The organism is Vibrio ostreicida, from assembly GCF_013074385.2.
Taxonomy (GTDB): domain Bacteria; phylum Pseudomonadota; class Gammaproteobacteria; order Enterobacterales; family Vibrionaceae; genus Vibrio; species Vibrio ostreicida.
Window position 1 is genome coordinate 66727 of record NZ_JABEYA020000001.1, and the last position, 18989, is coordinate 85715.

12 protein-coding genes and 2 pseudogenes are annotated in these 18989 nt (G+C 45.8%); 10 read left to right on the forward strand and 4 right to left on the reverse strand.

Features of this window, described 5'->3' with window-relative positions; genetic code table 11:
• Positions 1-7 precede the first annotated feature (7 nt).
• The 6 genes and pseudogenes from ispG (at position 8) to HLM86_RS00305 (ending at position 7413) form a co-directional block, all read left to right on the forward strand.
• The gene (ispG, locus tag HLM86_RS00280; RefSeq protein WP_076585805.1) at positions 8-1126 is read left to right on the forward strand and encodes a flavodoxin-dependent (E)-4-hydroxy-3-methylbut-2-enyl-diphosphate synthase; all 1119 of its coding nucleotides are present in this window, start codon (positions 8-10) and stop codon (positions 1124-1126) included.
• A 48-nt stretch (positions 1127-1174) separates the two neighbouring features.
• The gene (gene hisS / locus HLM86_RS00285) at positions 1175-2443 is read left to right on the forward strand and encodes a histidine--tRNA ligase (RefSeq protein ID WP_170882207.1); all 1269 of its coding nucleotides are present in this window, start codon (positions 1175-1177) and stop codon (positions 2441-2443) included.
• A 61-nt stretch (positions 2444-2504) separates the two neighbouring features.
• A complete protein-coding gene (locus HLM86_RS00290; RefSeq protein ID WP_170882206.1) occupies positions 2505-3119 on the forward strand; it encodes a YfgM family protein in 615 nt (204 codons plus the stop codon).
• A gap of 19 nt (positions 3120-3138) precedes the next feature.
• The gene (gene bamB / locus HLM86_RS00295; RefSeq protein ID WP_170882243.1) at positions 3139-4287 is read left to right on the forward strand and encodes an outer membrane protein assembly factor BamB; all 1149 of its coding nucleotides are present in this window, start codon (positions 3139-3141) and stop codon (positions 4285-4287) included.
• Between the two features lie 209 nt (positions 4288-4496).
• Positions 4497-5984 (forward strand): ribosome biogenesis GTPase Der, encoded by a 1488-nt coding sequence (gene der, locus HLM86_RS00300; RefSeq protein WP_076585797.1) that lies wholly within the window; start codon positions 4497-4499, stop codon positions 5982-5984.
• 551 nt (positions 5985-6535) lie between these two features.
• Positions 6536-7413 (forward strand): annotated as a pseudogene (locus HLM86_RS00305) (alanyl-tRNA editing protein).
• 512 nt (positions 7414-7925) lie between these two features.
• Here HLM86_RS00305 and xseA read toward each other — a convergent pair.
• Positions 7926-9257 (reverse strand): exodeoxyribonuclease VII large subunit, encoded by a 1332-nt coding sequence (xseA, locus tag HLM86_RS00310; RefSeq protein ID WP_170882205.1) that lies wholly within the window; start codon positions 9255-9257, stop codon positions 7926-7928.
• 232 nt (positions 9258-9489) lie between these two features.
• Here xseA and guaB point away from each other — a divergent pair, with 232 nt between their 5' ends.
• A complete protein-coding gene (gene guaB / locus HLM86_RS00315) occupies positions 9490-10953 on the forward strand; it encodes an IMP dehydrogenase (RefSeq protein WP_076585790.1) in 1464 nt (487 codons plus the stop codon).
• A 166-nt stretch (positions 10954-11119) separates the two neighbouring features.
• The gene (gene guaA / locus HLM86_RS00320) at positions 11120-12673 is read left to right on the forward strand and encodes a glutamine-hydrolyzing GMP synthase (RefSeq protein WP_170882204.1); all 1554 of its coding nucleotides are present in this window, start codon (positions 11120-11122) and stop codon (positions 12671-12673) included.
• A 126-nt stretch (positions 12674-12799) separates the two neighbouring features.
• On the opposite strand, the gene HLM86_RS20385 is transcribed toward guaA, so the two are convergent.
• Positions 12800-13213, reverse strand: a complete 414-nt coding sequence (locus HLM86_RS20385; RefSeq protein ID WP_367947040.1) for a DUF2306 domain-containing protein — start codon at positions 13211-13213, stop codon at positions 12800-12802.
• Between the two features lie 320 nt (positions 13214-13533).
• Here HLM86_RS20385 and HLM86_RS00330 point away from each other — a divergent pair.
• Both HLM86_RS00330 and HLM86_RS00335 read left to right on the forward strand, forming a co-directional pair.
• Positions 13534-14946: pseudogene (locus HLM86_RS00330) on the forward strand (chitinase); the annotation flags it as partial.
• Positions 14947-15152: 206 nt separating this feature from the next.
• Positions 15153-15746, forward strand: coding sequence for an acetate uptake transporter (locus tag HLM86_RS00335; protein WP_170882203.1), 594 nt, complete (start codon positions 15153-15155; stop codon positions 15744-15746).
• Between the two features lie 104 nt (positions 15747-15850).
• Here the strand turns inward: HLM86_RS00335 and HLM86_RS00340 are convergent, their stop codons facing one another.
• Positions 15851-17389, reverse strand: coding sequence for an alanine/glycine:cation symporter family protein (locus tag HLM86_RS00340; protein WP_076585774.1), 1539 nt, complete (start codon positions 17387-17389; stop codon positions 15851-15853).
• Positions 17390-17691: 302 nt separating this feature from the next.
• Positions 17692-18942: a D-amino acid dehydrogenase gene (locus HLM86_RS00345; protein WP_076585772.1), complete on the reverse strand. Its 1251-nt coding sequence runs from the start codon at positions 18940-18942 to the stop codon at positions 17692-17694.
• Positions 18943-18989 lie beyond the last annotated feature (47 nt).

Sequence of the window (18989 nt, forward strand, 5' to 3'; positions counted from 1 at the left end):
AAGAAATATGCAACACGAATCTCCTATTAAGCGCCGAGCATCGACACGTATATATGTCGGTGATGTCCCGATTGGTGACGGCGCACCGATTGCTGTGCAATCGATGACAAATACCAGAACCACAGATGTTGAAGCGACTGTGGCGCAAATTCAGTCACTGGAAAAGGTCGGAGCTGATATTGTTCGCGTTTCGGTGCCTACGATGGATGCCGCTGAAGCGTTCAAACAAATTAAGCAGCGTGTCAATATCCCACTGGTTGCCGATATACATTTTGATTACCGAATCGCCCTCAAAGTTGCAGAGTATGGCGTAGACTGCCTGCGTATAAATCCAGGTAATATTGGCAATGAAGAGCGTATTCGATCGGTTGTCGACTGTGCACGTGATAAAAACATCCCGATTCGAATCGGTGTTAACGGCGGCTCTCTGGAGAAAGAGATCCAGATGAAGTATACGGAGCCAACTCCGGAAGCCTTGTTTGAATCAGCGATGCGCCATGTGGACATTCTTGACCGTCTAAATTTTGATCAATTTAAAGTGAGTGTCAAAGCCTCGGATGTTTTTTTGGCCGTAGGGTCTTATAGATTGTTAGCGAAAAACATTGATCAACCACTTCACCTTGGCATCACAGAAGCTGGTGGAGCGCGGGCCGGTGCGGTTAAATCAGCGGTTGGACTTGGGATGCTTCTGTCTGAGGGAATCGGAGATACATTGCGTATTTCACTGGCCGCTGATCCCGTTGAAGAAATCAAAGTGGGTTTTGATATTCTTAAATCACTGCGCATTCGCTCGCGAGGGATTAATTTTATTGCTTGTCCAAGCTGCTCTCGCCAGGAATTTGATGTTATTAACACAGTGAATGCTCTTGAAGAGCGCCTTGAAGACATCATCACTCCGATGGACGTGTCCATTATTGGTTGTGTGGTAAACGGACCGGGTGAGGCTGAAGTCTCGCACTTAGGGCTGGCAGGCAGTAATAAAAAGAGCGCCTTTTATCAAGACGGAAAACGTCAGAAGGAGCGTTTTGACAACGATGATCTAGTCCGTCAACTAGAAGCAAAAATACGAGCTAAGGCTTCGGTGATGGATCAACAAAACCGCATCGATGTAAAAATAAAAGAGTAACCCTAACGCTAAGGTCGTTAGGGGAACAATAACTTTACGGTAAATATTGTGGCAAAAACAATTCAAGCAATTCGAGGCATGAACGATTGCCTCCCAAGCCAATCGCCTTTGTGGCAGAAGGTAGAAAATACAGTAAAAAATGTCATCAGTGCCTATGGGTATAATGAAGTCCGTATGCCGCTTGTTGAGTCAACGCATCTGTTTAGTCGTGCGATTGGTGAGGTGACAGACGTTGTTGAAAAAGAGATGTACACGTTTGAAGACCGCAATGGCGATAGTTTGACCCTGCGTCCCGAGGGCACAGCAGGCTGCGTGCGTGCGGGTATTGAAAACGGACTGCTTTATAATCAGGAACAGCGCCTTTGGTATATGGGGCCAATGTTTCGTCATGAACGCCCACAAAAAGGGCGCTATCGTCAATTTCACCAGTGTGGGGTTGAAGTTTTTGGCTTAGGTGGCCCTGATGTCGACGCAGAATTGATTATGATGACTGCACGACTCTGGCGTCAACTGGGTATCGATAAACATGTTCGTTTGGAACTCAACTCCATTGGCTCACTTGACGCACGTGCCGACTACCGAAGCGCATTGGTTGGTTTTCTAGAAAAGCATATTGATGTTCTAGATGACGATTGTAAACGCCGTATGAAGACGAACCCACTTCGCGTTCTTGACACGAAAAACCCACAAGTTCAGGCCATTCTCGGCGACGCACCTAGACTGTCTGAGTACATTGACCAAGAGTCTCAACAACATTTTTCTGATCTGTGTGAACTTCTTGACGCGGCTGGTATCGAATACACGGTGAACGAACGCTTAGTTCGCGGCTTAGATTACTATAACCGCACCGTATTTGAGTGGATAACGGAAAGTTTGGGTGCTCAAGGTACGATTTGCGGCGGAGGCCGTTATGACGGTTTAGTCGAACAGCTCGGAGGCAAACCGACATTTGGCGTCGGGTTTGCGATGGGACTGGAGCGTCTGGTGTTGCTGTTAGAGACGCTTGAACTGACGTCTGTTCGTCGCGATGTCGATGTTTACATGGTAACCGCAGGCGAAGGAACGATGATGGCAGGCATGAAACTGGCTGAATCCTTACGTGAGCAGGTTCCTGGCCTGAGAGTGATGAATCACTTTGGTGGTGGAAATTTCAAGAAACAGTTTAAGCGCGCAGATAAAGTGGGTGCTGCAGTTGCTCTGGTTCTTGGCGAAAATGAAGTGATAGACAATTCAGTGGTTTTAAAAGATTTAATTGGCGGTACGCAAGAAACCTATACCCAGACAGAAATTGCAAGCAAGCTGGCAAGTTTGGTTTAGATAGATGGTCATTTGAAAGGAGCGATGATATCGCTCCTTTAGAAATTTATGAGGACAGGAAGTGGAACTCTACGATACTGAAGAACAACAAGTAGACGCAATTAAAGATTGGTTTAGAGAGAACGGTAAAGTTGTCATTGTGGGTGCAGTGTTAGGCTTAGGTGGCTTGTTTGGTTGGCGCTATTATCAAGACGCACAGATCGCCGCTCAAGAAATGGCATCGGATAGCTACACTAACGTTGTCCAGATTTTGGCAGAGCAAGGCGCGCAGGGTGAGTCGGCCGTACAAGAATTTATTGAGTCGAACCAAGAGACACAGTACGCCGTTTTAGCGGCGCTTCAATTGGCGAAAGTTCAGGTAGAGGCGGGTGATCTTGATGCCGCTCTTGCTCAGCTAGATTGGGCTCAATCGGCGACGACCGATCAAGCTTTGGTGTCAGTGATTGCTTTTCGTATGGCGCGTGTGAATGCTGAGCAGGGCGAATTTGATACTGCGATTTCTAACTTATCTTCCATCAGTGATGAAAGTTGGGCAGGACGGGTTGCTGAGCTGAAAGGTGACATATTACTTCGTAAAGGCGATACAGAGGGTGCCTACGCGGCTTACACTGAAGCTCAACAAGCCGATGATGCCAGCCAGACATTACAAATGAAACTGGATGATTTGGCTAAATAAGGTGTAATGCGTGAATAAAATGCTGAAAAGGGCCCTGTCTACTGTGGCTATACTGAGTGTCCTAGCTGGGTGCGCCAGTGAAGAAGACACAGTGATCATGTCCCCAGTACCTCAGGTTAAAAGTGAATTCACACCGAAAAGTGAATGGAGTACGAGCGTAGGCAGTGGCGTTTCTAATTACTTCTCGAAACTCTCCCCAGCCTATGCTTATGACAAAGTATTTGTTGCAAGCCGTGATGGTATTGTTAAAGCGCTGAATCCAGAAAATGGTCAGACACTTTGGCAACAAGACCTTGAGCAAGAAGTGTCCGCTCGTCTTTCTGGAGGCATTACTACCGGTTATCGTCAAGTCTTTATCGGCAGTGAAAATGGTCAGGTTATTGCCCTCAATGAAGAAAACGGTGAGGTCAATTGGCGTGTTGATGTCGATGGTGAAGTACTTACGGCCCCTGCGACAGACAGCAATTTAGTGCTGGTGCATACCGCCAAGGGCATGCTAATTTCACTCGATCAGGCGACTGGCGATCTTAAGTGGTCGATAAGTACAGAAGTACCGACTCTGACTTTACGTGGTAATAGTGCTCCCATTACTGTATCTGGCGGTGTGTTTTGGGGAACGGCGGGTGGTCGTTTAGCTGCGGCTATCGTCGAACGTGGTCAGTTAATTTGGCAACAGCCAATTGGCACACCACAAGGGTCAACGGAAATTGATCGTATGGTTGATGTTGATGCTAAGCCGCTCGTACTGGGAAGTACGTTATATACGGTAGGGTACAATGGTCAGTTAACCGCCATTGACTTACGTTCAGGAAAAGTGGTTTGGAAACGTAAATATTCTTCTGCGACAGACTTAGCCAGTGATGGTGGGCGTTTGTATCTGGTGACGGATAAAGATGATCTTATCTCAGTGGATGCACGCAGTGGTACTGAACTTTGGAGCAATGATCAACTGGAACACCGCTTATTAACGGCCCCAGTGATTATCGACGGTTACCTCGTTGTGGGAGATAGCGAAGGTTACTTGCACTGGCTCGACCGAGAGTCGGGAGAGTTTGTTGCCCAACAACATGTTAGCAGCAGTGGTTTTGCTGTTGAGCCAATTCGTGTTCCAGGTGGCTACGTTACTGTGACGCGTAATGGTGATGTAAATAAACTCACGCTCAACTAGGTGAGTTGATCTGTCGAAAAAATTGAGTTCGAAAGGTCAACACCTTCGAATAATCGTGTGATATAATTCACACTAGGCTCCTGGCTGTTTTCAGTCTGGAGCCATTTTATTGAATAGAACATAAGAAATTCTGTAGTTATAGGTAAGAACTGGCCCTGCGAACAGTCATTACCTATAACTGCATGAGTCAGTATATTGTAGAGGTTGTTATGATACCTGTTGTTGCTCTGGTAGGGCGTCCGAACGTTGGTAAATCAACGTTGTTTAATCGATTAACACGAACTCGTGACGCTTTAGTTGCCGATTTCCCCGGGTTAACTCGTGATCGTAAGTATGGTCAAGCTAAGCTGGGTGAACATGAATTCATTGTGATTGATACTGGTGGTATTGATGGCACTGAAGAAGGCGTGGAAACCAAAATGGCGGAGCAATCTCTGGCAGCGATCGATGAAGCTGACGTTGTCCTGTTTATGGTAGACGGTCGCGCTGGTTTAACCGTCGCCGATGAAGCGATCGCCCAGCACCTGCGCAAGATTGAAAAGCCTGCGATGCTGGTTGTTAACAAAGTCGATGGTATTGATGCCGATGCCGCCAGCGCTGAGTTCTGGCAACTTGGTGTTGAAAAAATGTACCAAATTGCGGCTGCTCATGGCCGTGGCGTAAGCGCATTGATTGATCGCGCGCTCAACCCCTTTGCTGAAAAGATGATCGAAGACGCTCAAGGTGAAATCGAAGATCTGACAGGCTTGATCGATGCGGAAGAAGAAAAATTAGACTTCAGTGAAGAAGAAGCCGAAGAAGAATTTAAGCGTCTTCAAGATCAGCCGATAAAACTGGCGATCATCGGTCGGCCGAATGTAGGCAAATCGACCTTGACGAACCGAATTCTTGGTGAAGAACGTGTTGTGGTTTATGACATGCCCGGAACCACTCGTGATTCTATTTATATTCCTATGCAACGCGACGAGCGAGAGTATGTTCTGATTGATACGGCAGGCGTTCGTCGTCGTAAGCGTATCAATGAAACCGTTGAAAAGTTTTCAGTCGTCAAAACGTTAAAGGCGGTAGAAGATGCCAATGTTGTCTTGCTGGTGATTGATGCCCGTGAAAATATTTCTGATCAAGATTTGAGCTTACTTGGTTTTGCGCTCAATGCTGGTCGTTCAATCGTTTTGGCTGTTAATAAATGGGATGGTCTGGATAGTGATGTGAAAGATCATGTCAAAAAGGAGTTGGACCGCCGCCTAGGGTTTGTTGACTTCGCCCGCATACATTTTATTTCTGCACTGCATGGCACTGGTGTCGGTCACTTATTCGAATCGGTTCAGGAAGCGTACAAATCGGCTACGACAAGAGTCGGGACTTCTGTCTTGACCCGTATAATGAAGACGGCGACGGAAGATCACCAGCCGCCTATGGTTCGCGGTCGACGAGTGAAACTGAAATACGCACATGCTGGAGGGTATAACCCTCCCATTGTTGTGATTCATGGTAATCAGGTCAATGAGTTGCCAGATTCTTATAAACGTTATCTGATGAATTATTACCGAAAATCATTAGAGATTATGGGCACGCCCATTCGTATTCAATTCCAAAGTAGTGATAATCCCTTTGAAGGGAAGTCAAATAAAATGACGTTGTCTCAGGAGCGAAAACGAAAACGCCTAATGAGTATGATGAAAAACAGAAAAAAATAAAATAGGCGCCTGACGGGCGCTTTTTTCTTTCCTGAATATATTATTTTCATCATGGTAACCATGTCAGCAAGGCTTAGAGTGATCACGAGATATATAAAACTGGCTGAAAATTATAATTGAAACCTATAGACTTCAACCCTCTAATCTTACCCTTTGGCGGTTTGAAAAGCCCATCGTCATTTAAGTTATTCAACCTTACTGATTAAGCCCGACAGTGATGGCTTGTTACCGAGACGACCAGCTAAACGAGCGTTTAGTTGAGCACTGAACATCGTCCCAAGACACGCTTTTATACCATGCGCGACAGATTGATCAAGTCAGTGAATATGTTGGTCATTGGTCGAATGCCTTTGTCAGCAAAGAAGTGGAACCTGTCGCCTGAAGGTAGCCAATTGCAATAAAATGTTCAGTCGATGGGGGATTGGGCAAATCCAAGAGCGGTTGGCCTAAATCGGTAGTGTGTTGGACAACACTGAAGTGCCATACAGCAAACGACCGTATCATAAGGTTAAAAACCAGATTCAATCGATATTTTTTGGAGAGTTTACAATATGTACGATTTTAGCCCCACCATTACTTTGTTCTGCCATCAGATATGGAAAGTAGACGCTAAAATACTGCTATTGCAGAGTTCTGACGAAACGATGGATGTCGTAACCCACCAAACGCCTTTTCACCCAGTCAGCCATATTTGGCCAGATCACCCTGCAGATAAAGGCACTCTTAATGGTTGTCCAGTGTTGGATTGTAAGACAGGTGCTATAGAGCAGAGCAGAGCAGTGGCAAGCTTTATGTGGGTGAGGCGATTCCCGTGAAGCGAGACCAAGCCGGTTGGGTGTTTGTGGTCGTTCATTGTATGGCGAAAGAACACAATCAGTTTGTCGTCGGAGAAACCGTTATGTTGGCCGTTGATAAGCCTTACCAGCTCTCACTCAGCCGTGGACATAGCGCAGGGCACCTCGCTGCCTTGGCGTTAAATAAGGTATTAGACACACATGGTTATTGGCGTAAAGTTGCAGATCGAACCGACTGTCATGGGTATTATGACTTCAACAGTTATGCACAAGAATCGAGTTTTGTAAAACCGGACCAATGTCTTGATACCTATCGTTTAGGTAAAACATTACGAAAACGAGGTTTAAACAGTGCCGATGTGCTTGAGGATTTGGTTGCGATAGAAGCACTCGTTAACCAACAAGTTAAACAGTGGCTTAGTCTAGGCTCAGATATCGACATAATATGCTGTGGTAGGGGGTTAACCGATTCGCGCTACTGGAGGTGTGATCTTGGAGAAGAAAGAGTTGCACAAATGCCATGTGGTGGTACGCACGCCAAAAACTTGAACGAATACAAGGGTATTTCTGTGATATTAAGACAAATTGACGTTCAAAACATTGAGATGGTGACTCACGCAACAGCGGAAAAATGACATTACGATCTTTTTATTAAATTCCAATAAATTGATTAATTTAACCTAATATTGGTTTTTAATTCCACTTTAAATTCAAATGCAGAATATGTAACTTATGCTTTCGGTGAGTGGTGATATAAATATTCTTTTTTGGGGTGATCGCTGATCAACATGGGTTTCGCCGATGATCGGGATAGGATCTTGGATCAAGACCTTTCGCCGGATCACTTTAAAGACTCTTTCTGATTCCCACACGCTCCGTCGTATTTCTAGGTGAGATTATTGGTCGTAGTGCTCCCATTGATGCCGAGGGCATCACGTTGATGTTTTGTTTTCATGGATACGCAGAGATTAGAGAGCGATTTTCAGCGTCTTGATTGAACGTTGCGGTATAGCGGGTCACTCTGAACACCTCTATCAGTGAGAGTGGTGTATGCCTGATAGGAAAGACGATGATTTTTGTGGGGAAATGACTGGCGAGGAGAGCGGTGTATGACAATGGGGTAATTAGTGCATTCGGTCATGCTAAATTATTTGACGATAGAGTAGATTTCCCCATCAGATAAACGCGTGATGATTGTGTTACCCGATGAGGCCTCTGCGGCACGGGAGATCACTTTGCCCTGAGTATCTTGAGTAATAGAATACCCGCGTTTAAGAGTGGCCAAAGGGCTGACGGTATCGAGCTTTTCGGCTGCGAGTGCCAGCTGATGACTTTGATTGAGAAGCTTACGTTCCATGGCATCACGCAGCTTGTGTTCACTCCTGAGTAACGCAGATCTTTGCGCATTAACATCCAACAGTGGTGAATGAAGTTGAAGCTTGTAAGACTGGCGCTCAACCTTTTGTTTCAGTGATGAAAAATAGCGTTCTAAAGCTCGCTTAAGGCGCAGTTCTAAATCATCAAGTTGTTGACTTTGACGTTGAAGCTGATAAGTCGGGTGCTGGCGCTCTAGTCTGTGTAGTAAAGAAGAGATCGTTTGTTGACGTTGAGCGAAAAAATGGCGTAGCTCACTGTGCAATTTTTGTTGACGAGCGCTCAGAGCCTGCATTTTATGGCTGTTGTCACGACTGACAATTTCAGCGGCGGCTGAAGGCGTTGGAGCGCGCATATCTGCGACAAAATCGGCAATGGTGACATCAATTTCATGACCGACGGCACTGATGATAGGGATTTGGCTGGCCGCAATGGTACGAGCAACAATCTCATCATTAAATGACCATAAATCTTCCAGTGAACCACCACCTCGACCTAGGATCAATACATCACATTCGTTGCGGCTGTTAGCGCACCCGATCGCCTGAGCAATTTGAATCGCAGCCTCTTCACCTTGTACTAGAGTCGGGTAAACGATAACAGGAAGAGAAGGATCCCGCCGCTTCAAAACATCGAGAATATCAAACAAAGCGGCGCCCGTTTTAGACGTAATAACCCCAACACATCGCGGATTTTCAGGAAGCGGCTGCTTATTGGTCTGAGCAAATAGGCCTTCACTCGCCAGTTTTACTTTTAGCGCTTCAAATTGCTGCTGAAGGCGGCCATCCCCTTCGGGTTGCATGCTTTCAATGATCAATTGATAGTCGCCACGCGGTTCGTAGAGAGAAAGGCGCGCTTTCACCAACACTTGATTACCGTTGACAGGTTTGAAACTTACTCGGCGATTATTCCCACGAAACATGGCGCATTTGACCTGCGCGCGCGAATCTTTGAGCGTTAGGTACCAATGACCGGAGACAGGTGAAGAGAAATTAGAAATCTCCCCGACTAACCAAACAATACCCATTTCATTTTCCAGTAATAGGCGCACTTCAGCATTGAGACGAGAGACAGTGAAGATATTTTGATTAGTTAGAGATGACACGGCTAATTCTCGTAGGCGTGGGTATGGAAGTTAGCGGCAATATAATACATATCAAGGGGGTAAATGCAAGAAAAAAAATAAAAAATTTGTGGCCAAGCGATTGCGTTAGCCGTATAATCCGTCCGCAATATCTAATCCAAACGCAACTCAGTTTATCCAACGTGTTGCCCTCATTATGCGAAACGATGAGAACGGATTACTCTTTTACTCCTCTACTTGTGAGATATTGCAAATGCTAAGAATTGCCAAAGAAGCGCTGACATTCGATGATGTATTGCTAGTGCCAGCACACTCCACCGTTCTCCCAAACACAGCTGATCTTCGCACTCAGTTGACGAAAAATATCGCACTGAATATTCCGATGATTTCGGCGTCAATGGACACAGTGACCGAAGCGCGTTTAGCCATTGCCTTAGCTCAAGAAGGTGGCATCGGCTTTATTCATAAAAACATGTCGATTGAGCAGCAAGCGAACATGGTTCATCAGGTGAAAATCTTTGAAGCAGGTGTTGTTACACACCCTGTTACGGTTAATCCTGATGCCAGTATTGCTGATGTGGTTGCCCTGACTCAAAAACATGGCTTTGCCGGTTTCCCTGTTGTTACTGAGACCAACGAATTGGTAGGCATTATCACAGGGCGTGATGTGCGCTTTGTGACTGACCTTTCCAAAAAAGTCGATGCAGTTATGACACCAAAAGAGCGGCTGGCGTCGGTTAAAGAAGGCGCGACACGAGCAGAAGTGCAAGAGAAAATGCACGAAGCGCGCGTTGAAAAAGTCCTAGTGGTGAACGACGAATTTCAGTTGACCGGTATGATCACCGCTAAAGATTTCCATAAAGCTGAGCGCAAGCCTAATGCCTGTAAAGATGACCGTGGACGATTACGCGTGGGTGCCGCAGTCGGCGCAGGTGCGGGTAATGAAGAGCGAGTTGCTGCATTGGTTGAGGCGGGGATCGACGTTTTACTTATCGACTCATCGCATGGTCATTCGGAAGGGGTGCTAAACCGCATCAGAGAAACACGTGCAGCTTACCCAGATTTGGACATTATCGGTGGCAATGTGGCGACGGGGGCAGGCGCAAAAGCTTTGATTGACGCTGGAGTCAGTGCCGTTAAAGTCGGCATCGGCCCAGGTTCTATCTGTACAACGCGCATTGTTACTGGCGTCGGGGTTCCTCAAGTCACGGCCATTGCTGATGCGACTGAAGTTGCGAATCAACATGGTATACCTGTCATCGCTGATGGCGGCATCCGTTTTTCAGGTGATATTTGTAAAGCCATTGTTGCTGGGGCCTCTTGTGTCATGGTGGGTTCAATGTTTGCTGGGACCGAAGAGGCACCGGGCGATGTGATTCTTTACAATGGCCGTTCTTATAAAGCCTATCGTGGAATGGGCTCGCTTGGGGCGATGTCTCAAGGCTCTTCAGACCGTTACTTTCAGTCAGATAATGCGGCAGACAAATTAGTGCCAGAAGGTATTGAAGGGCGCATTGCTTATAAAGGCCGTCTGAAAGAAATTGTTCACCAACAAATGGGTGGGCTCCGTTCAAGCATGGGCTTAACCGGCAGCGCAACGATTGAAGACATGCGTACAACCGCTGAATTCGTGCGTATCTCGGGAGCGGGAATGAAAGAATCTCATGTCCATGACGTGCAAATTACCGAGGAAGCCCCAAACTACCGTCTGGGTTAATTCTAATCTCGATGAAACCTCACTGATAAGGTTTGTGTTTCTTTGCATGACAGATAAAGGGGCGACGTTGTACTTCGCCTCTATGTTAAAAACTATGATCTTGACTTTTAGCTAACGAGTTTCTCAGCTTTGACTTGAGTTAAGATCAACAATAAGACTGCGCAAAATGACTAAAAATATCCATGACCAACGTATTCTGATCCTCGATTTCGGCTCTCAATATACTCAGCTTGTTGCACGCCGTGTTCGTGAAATTGGTGTGTACTGCGAACTTTGGAGCTGGGATGTACAAGAAGAGGATATTCGTCAATTCAATCCAGATGGCATTATTCTCTCCGGTGGCCCTGAAAGTGTTACCGAGCAAAACTCGCCTAGCGCGCCTCAGTATGTTTTCGACTCAGGTGTACCAGTATTCGGTGTTTGTTACGGAATGCAGACGATGGCAGAGCAATTGGGGGGCAAAGTGGCAGGCTCAACCGAACGTGAATTTGGATATGCCCAAGTTCAGGTGTCAGGTGAGTCGGCACTATTCAACGATCTTGAAGCGACACAAGATGTCTGGATGAGCCATGGCGATAAAGTGGTCGAAATTCCGGCAGGCTTTGTCAAGGTCGGTGAGACCGAGAGCTGCCCTTATGCGGCGATGGCCAACGAAGAGAAGAAATACTACGGAGTACAATTCCACCCAGAAGTCACGCATACCAAACAAGGTTTACAAATGCTGGAGAATTTCGTTCTCGGTGTATGTGGTTGTGAGCGTTTGTGGACATCGGAATCGATTATTGAAGATGCAATCGCTCGCATCAAAGAACAAGTCGGTGATGACGAAGTTATCCTTGGTTTGTCTGGTGGTGTGGACTCATCGGTGGTTGCTATGCTGGTTCACCGTGCCATCGGCGACAAGTTAACCTGTGTATTTGTTGACAACGGTCTCCTTCGGCTGAATGAAGGTCAGCAAGTCATGGATATGTTTGGGGACAAATTCGGCCTAAACATTATTAAAGTTTCAGCGGAAGAGCGCTTTTTAGCTGCTCTGGAAGGTCAGTCTGATCCAGAAGAAAAACGTAAAACGATAGGCCACGTATTCGTTGATGTTTTTGATGAAGAATCGAAGAAACTTAAGAATGCAAAATGGCTAGCCCAAGGTACGATTTATCCCGATGTGATTGAGTCGGCAGCCTCTAAAACAGGTAAGGCACACGTGATCAAATCGCATCATAACGTGGGCGGGCTACCTGACGATATGGAAATGGGTCTTGTAGAACCACTACGTGAGCTATTTAAAGACGAAGTGCGTAAGATTGGCCTAGATCTCGGGCTTCCATATAATATGCTGTACCGCCATCCATTCCCAGGTCCAGGGCTAGGGGTTCGTGTTCTTGGTGAAATCAAGAAAGAATACTGTGACTTGTTACGCCGTGCAGACGCTATCTTCATTGAAGAGCTGCATGCCGCAGACTTATACAATAAAGTCTCTCAAGCATTTACCGTGTTTTTGCCAGTGCGTTCGGTTGGCGTGATGGGGGATGGACGTAAGTACGATTGGGTTGTCTCGCTTCGTGCTGTTGAAACCATCGACTTTATGACCGCACACTGGGCACATCTACCATACGACTTCCTCGGTAAGGTTTCTAACCGCATTATCAACGAAGTTGAGGGCATTTCTCGGGTTGTTTATGATATTTCAGGTAAGCCGCCTGCAACCATTGAGTGGGAATAGTCAGGGTACACGAATATAATTCGTGAGTAAGTTGTTGAAAGCGTTAAAAGCCAATGGTTGATTCTGTTGGCTTTTTTAGTTTTAGAGGTAGTTAGGAACGTTGGTAGAGACATTTGCATCGATGACTTACGACATAAATATTACTTCATTCATGATTCTGTTTGGAAGAAGCGTGAATAACCCAGTCAGAGCCAACCCTAAAACGTAAAGCCGCTTCATCATTTTTTGATGTTTTGAAATCTGGTGTTGTCTGGCTGCCTTAATCGCCTCATATAATGTCCAAATTGTAAATAATGACAATAGATGTATTGGACTGAAGAGCCCGATGAGTTTTATTGAATGAATCCAAAAGCTACTAATACTCACATAGAGCATAAGCAGAACCCACAAATAACCGACATACTTATGAGACTGATTTCCTTTCTTTGTGAAAAGCTGCCAAGCGCCTAAGACGATGGCAAAAAACGCAGCGATGGCATGTAGCGGTATTGGGGGGGGGGAACCAATAGATGTTGTATATTCATAAACTCTCGCTTTTATATCAAACCATGTGAATGGTTATGTATAGGAAGTCGTTCAATCGTTGCGTTGGCACTTCTACGGAAAGGGGAATGAGAATTGGGCTGGCTTTTTCATTCTTTTACGTGCCCAGGTGCCCACATTGTACGAATATCCAGCCTAAAACTTACTGGTGAAGCACGTTTTTGCGAGAGACTCTTCATTTTCTTATATTTTCTTGTTTCACACTCTGATAATAAACCAAGGTGACTCGCAAAATTCTCTCTTGTACTTCATCGGCTCATGCAAGGTAAACGCCTTTTTTCTACTCTTTTTTCATGACTAAAAAAAAGGAAAAAATGATGCAGAGCTTTGGCTATATGGCAGCGATAACCACTTTGAGTCTTACTTTACCCGTCGCTGCGGAGATTAATATACAGCCTGATCCCAATAACCCCGTCGGTTATATTGTGGCTCGCGACGACATTAATGAAGATGAGGCAAGAAAAACCGCCGATCCTATGTATCATATTTGGTCACAAGCATTGAGGACCGTGCCGAACAGTCTGGTTGCTGATATTGCTCACGGACGTGGAGATAATCCGGACAACGTTAAACGTGCTGAGAGGGTATTTTCGCAAACCGAATGGGTATTCCTTACCCAGATGGCGGCCCCGGAATATACCTATGACCGTTTTCTAAAAGCGATCGGAAAATTTCCAGCCTTCTGCGCTGAGTATACTGATGGTCGGAACTCAGAGGCTATTTGCAAGCGCTCTATTGTGACTGCATTTGCGCATTTTGCTCAGGAGACCGGAGGGCATATTGCCAAAGATAATGTGTCTGACAACCCATTGGGGTTGGAAGAATGGCAGCAGGCCTTAGTTCATGTTAGAGAAATGGGGTGGGATGAAGGTCAGGTTGGTTATACGACAGGGTGTGGTCAGGATGACTGGCAGAATCGTAAATGGCCATGTGCAGCCGTTGAGGGCTATTTTGGTCGGGGTGCCAAGCAGCTTTCGTATCATTTTAACTACGGTGCTTTTTCTGAGGCGATGTTTGATGGGGACGCGACTCAGTTGCTAAACAGTCCACGCCAAGTTGCAGATACTTGGCTAAACCTCGCATCAGCAATCTGGTTTTTTCTTACGCCACAAGCCCCCAAACCGGCAATGCTGCACGTCATCGACAGGACTTGGTCGCCGTCTCAGCGTGAAATTGATGCAGGGATTGGTTACGGGTTTGGCACAACGATAAACATCATTAATGGTGGAATTGAATGTGGCGAGCAAAATAGAGATAAAGGCCAACCTGTCAATCGAATACGATATTGGCAAGGTCTCGCTGCTCATTACCAGATTCCGATTGAGGCGGATGAAAAAGACACTTGTTGGCAGCAAACTCCCTACGGCAGCCTCAACCTTAACGGAGCGAAGGATGTGCTTTATACCAACTGGGATGCAAATTGGAAATACTACCCTGATCGTCCGGAGGGGCATTCGTTTGAGTGCGAATTGGTTGGGTTTCAGACCGCATACTCAGCATTGGTCGCAGGCGATTATGAAAAGTGCGTGACGAACTTTTACCAATCACACACAAATTGGCCAGAGGTTCGTGTGGTTGGTCAATTAGAACCCACCGATCCCAAGGCAGATAAAGTATGGAATGCAAGCAAGGTTTATCTGGCGGGTGATGCTGTGATCCATCAAGAGATGGCTTATAAAGCAAAATGGTGGACGCAGGGAGATAACCCCAAATTAGGAGGACCTTGGGAAGCGTTCTAAATAAGTGATTAACGACAACAGCATCATGGATTTAATCAGTCAAATCATGAAATGCAGGTTTGTTCCATCTTCCAACGCTGTTGTCTTCTATTTTTGTGCGCTTTTTTTGGAATCTAAGATTGCAACGACTGTGGCTGTGTTTTTGACGTCACGCGATTACACTTCGCGCGAATTTTTATTTACGTTTAAGGTGCGAGATGTCAACACAATTGGCTAACCCGGCCCCGCTGGGCTTGATGGGGTTTGGTATGACAACCATCCTGCTTAATATCCACAATGCAGGTTTTTTTCCCATTGACTCCATGATTTTGGCGATGGGGATTTTTTACGGTGGTCTCAGCCAAGTACTGGTTGGTATGATGTGTTTTAAACGTGGAGATACGTTTGGCACAACCGCATTTACTTCCTATGGTCTCTTTTGGTTAACCTTAGTCGGTCTGATCGTTATGCCGTATATGGGGCTTCCCGCGAGTCCAGCGGGCTTTATGGGATGGTACCTATTGCTCTGGGGTGTCTTTACTGGTTTTATGTTTATTGGCTCTCTGTGTTACCCAACCGCAAAACAAGTTGTGTTTGGATCTTTGACCGTTTTGTTCTTTTTATTAGCGCTGCGTGATTTTACAGGTAATCATGTCATTGGCATGATTGCAGGTTTTGAAGGTCTCTTTTGTGGTGCCAGTGCTATTTACTTCGCCATGGCACAAGTACTTAATAACGAATTTGGACGAACGGTTTTACCTGTCGGAAAACCAAGAATTCAACGTAAGGCACTCAAACTGGCGCAAGCGTAAATGATATGAATTGAACAACAAGCGTTGTTATCGACCAAGATGAAAGGGGTTAGCCATTGGCTAACCCCTTTTATTACCACTACTTTTTTCTTAGATTTCCAAATTTAAGTTGAAGGTTGTTCAACCGGCTTGGATTCGATTTCTGCTGTTGGTTCTTTGCCTGTCTTGCGACGGTATTTATCTTCCCAGTAATCTGCCCCTGTTATGCCAAGCTTGACAGGGTTGAAAGTGTAATCTGTTACGCCTTGTTTCTGCTGCTCTTCATAGTCATGGAGTGCTTTTAGTGCAGGCTTAGACATAAAGAAAATTAATACAATACCGACGATATTTAGCCAGGCCATCAGACCCACACCCACATCGCCCATCGCCCATGCAAGATTAGCTGTCTTAACTGTACCGTAGAACACAACTGCGATGAGTGCCAATTTTAGTACGAACATCAGGCCGTTAACTTTGATATGACGACGGATATAGGCCACATTTGTCTCTGCAATGTAGTAATACGCCAAAATAGTGGTGAAAGCGAAGAAGAACAGGGCAATAGCGATAAATGGCTTACCGATACCAGGAAGCGTACTTTCGATCGCCATCTGTGTAAATACTGGCCCGTTTGCCGCAATATCGGTGGCTATATTTTGGACGAGAAAGCCTTCTGCACCATGAACATTGTAAGCACCAGTAATAATGATCATAAAAGCGGTCGCAGAACAAACCAGTAACGTATCAATGTAAATCGAGAACGATTGCACCAAACCTTGTTGCGCTGGGTGATCGACGCTGGCGGCAGCTGCGGCATGAGGCCCGGTTCCCTGACCTGCTTCATTTGAGTACACGCCTCGTTTTACTCCCCAACCGATGGCAGCACCGAATCCAGCCATTGGAGTAAATGCATCGCCAATAATCATGGAGAATACGCGAGGTACTTCGCCAATATTAAGCAGGATGATAATGAAGGCTGTGATGATGTACGCCAAGGCCATAAACGGTACAACGATCTGGGTGAAGTTGGCGATACGCTTGACTCCCCCAAAAATGATGAAAGCAAGAATAACCGAGACAATGGTCCCTGTTAATATTTTGGCAAAGCTAAATGTTCCTATGGCTGTTTCAATCATCGCTCCGGAGCCAAAGGCCGCTTCTACTGCATTACCGATACTGTTCGATTGAACACCCGGCAGCAGGAATCCACAGGCAAAAATGGTTGCAATCGCAAAGATCCATGCGTACCACGTCTGCCCCATAGCTTTTTCGATATAGTAGGCTGGACCACCGCGAAATTCGCCGTTGTCTTCTTCTTTATATATTTGTGCCAATGTTGATTCTGCATAAGCGGTAGCGGCACCAAAAAAGGCCACGACCCACATCCAGAATACTGCTCCTGGCCCACCGAAACCGATAGCGGCCGCGACACCGGCAATATTGCCGGTGCCGACACGGCCAGAAAGTGAGACGGCAAGCGCCTGAAAAGAAGAGATGCCTTTAGATGAGCTTTTGCCTGAAAGAAGCAGGCGCCACATTTCGCTGAAGTGACGGATTTGGACAAATCGCGTCATGATTGAATAGAACAAACCTGCGCCGAGACACAAATAGATTAGTGCCGGACTCCAGATGATCCCATTCAGAAAATCAACAAATGACTGCATAAGTATTTTCCTGTTTAGTGTTGTTATGGTTGTTTTCTGAACAGGATATTAACCTTTTTGTAACTCAAATGTTAATAGATTTATTCTATAAAGTTGTTTAGCGTGAACTTAGACACAAAAATCCAAATTGATTATATAAATTAGTGTTCTACAAGAAAATATTTATTGAAATGCAAATTATTGTGTTCTTTTTGTTCAGTTTTTTGGTTGTGTTTACAAACGAATGACAGGCTTATTTATATTTATGTTGTTTGACCTTCGCAGAGGGGTCAAAGGTAAAACAGTCCCATAGGTTAAGGCATTCACCCATAACGAGCGAGGCTGAGCTCTTGATATTGGGTTTGCTTTTTCTGGGTTATGATCTGAGTAAGTATGTCAGCTGAACCGCAAGCCATTGTCCAACCTAGCGTTCCGTGCCCAGTATTTGTGAACAAATTACCGAATGGTGTTTGACCAATAATAGGTGTACCGTCGGGAGTCATCGGACGAAACCCTGACCAGTACTGTGCTTGTGATAAGTCAGTACCTTCAGGAAACATCTGGCTGACGACATGGTTAAGCGTTGACAGTCGTTTATTTGGCAAAGTGGTATCAAATCCAGATAATTCCGCAGTTCCTGCTACACGAATTCGTTGGTCAAATCGCGTGACCGCAACCTTATACTTTTCATCCATAATGGTCGAACGGGGAGCACTGGCCTCATTAACGATAGGCAGTGTTAGTGAATAGCCTTTGACAGGATAAAGTGGCACTTTGATCCCAATGGTGTTGAGTAGGGATTTAGAGTAGCAACCCATGGCGACCACAAAGTTATCAGCCTCGATATGACCGTCAGAAGTCGTGACAGCGGCGATGCGACGGTTTTCGGTCTTGAACCCCGTAACTTCAGTATTAAATAAGAAGGAAACACCAGCGGTTTCAGCCATCGCTTGTAACTGCTGACAAAACAGATAACAGTCTCCAGTCTCATCTTGCGGTAGGTAAAGTCCACCAGCAAGGTGGCCTTTTACATTGGCCAGCCCAGGTTCCTGAGTCAGGCAGCCTTTTGCATCCAGCAGTTGGTAACGGGTGCCGCTTTCTTCGAGTAGGGTAATATCTTTTTCGATGGCCTTGAGCTGTTGCGTGTGTCGAAAAATTTGCAGTGTGCCTTGAGTTCGTCCCTGATAGTTGAGGTTATGCTCTCGGTTTAATTGGGCTAAACAGGTCCGGCTATGATTAGCGATCCCTAACATACGGGCTTTATTGATACGGTACTTATCCCATCGGCATTGATACAGCATTTGAGTTGCCCATTGCAACCAATCTGGTTTAAAGCTGGGCTTTATTTTTAAAGGTGCGTGTGGAGCTAGCAGCCATTTAAGTGCCTTGGCTGGCACCCCTGGGGCAGCCCAAGGCGATGAGTATCCATAAGAAATCTGCCCAGCGTTAGCAAAGCTGGTCTCCTCTGCGCTACGAGGTTGGCGATCAAGTACGGTGACTTCGCAGCCTGCCTGAGAAAGATACCACGCACTGGTTAATCCAATGACCCCGCTTCCTAAAATCACGACTTTCACAATCTACTCCACACTTTATCCTTTTGTTTAGGGTGGTCGATTTACAT

Excerpts from the sequence above, each read along its gene's own strand:
- ispG (WP_076585805.1), top strand. The coding sequence starts at position 8 with ATGCAACACGAATCTCCTATTAAGCGCCGAGCATCGACACGTATATAT.
- bamB (WP_170882243.1), top strand. The coding sequence starts at position 3,139 with ATGCTGAAAAGGGCCCTGTCTACTGTGGCTATACTGAGTGTCCTAGCT.
- der (WP_076585797.1), top strand. The coding sequence starts at position 4,497 with ATGATACCTGTTGTTGCTCTGGTAGGGCGTCCGAACGTTGGTAAATCA.
- guaB (WP_076585790.1), top strand. The coding sequence starts at position 9,490 with ATGCTAAGAATTGCCAAAGAAGCGCTGACATTCGATGATGTATTGCTA.
- guaA (WP_170882204.1), top strand. The coding sequence starts at position 11,120 with ATGACTAAAAATATCCATGACCAACGTATTCTGATCCTCGATTTCGGC.
- HLM86_RS00335 (WP_170882203.1), top strand. The coding sequence starts at position 15,153 with ATGTCAACACAATTGGCTAACCCGGCCCCGCTGGGCTTGATGGGGTTT.
- HLM86_RS00340 (WP_076585774.1), bottom strand. The coding sequence starts at position 17,389 with ATGCAGTCATTTGTTGATTTTCTGAATGGGATCATCTGGAGTCCGGCA.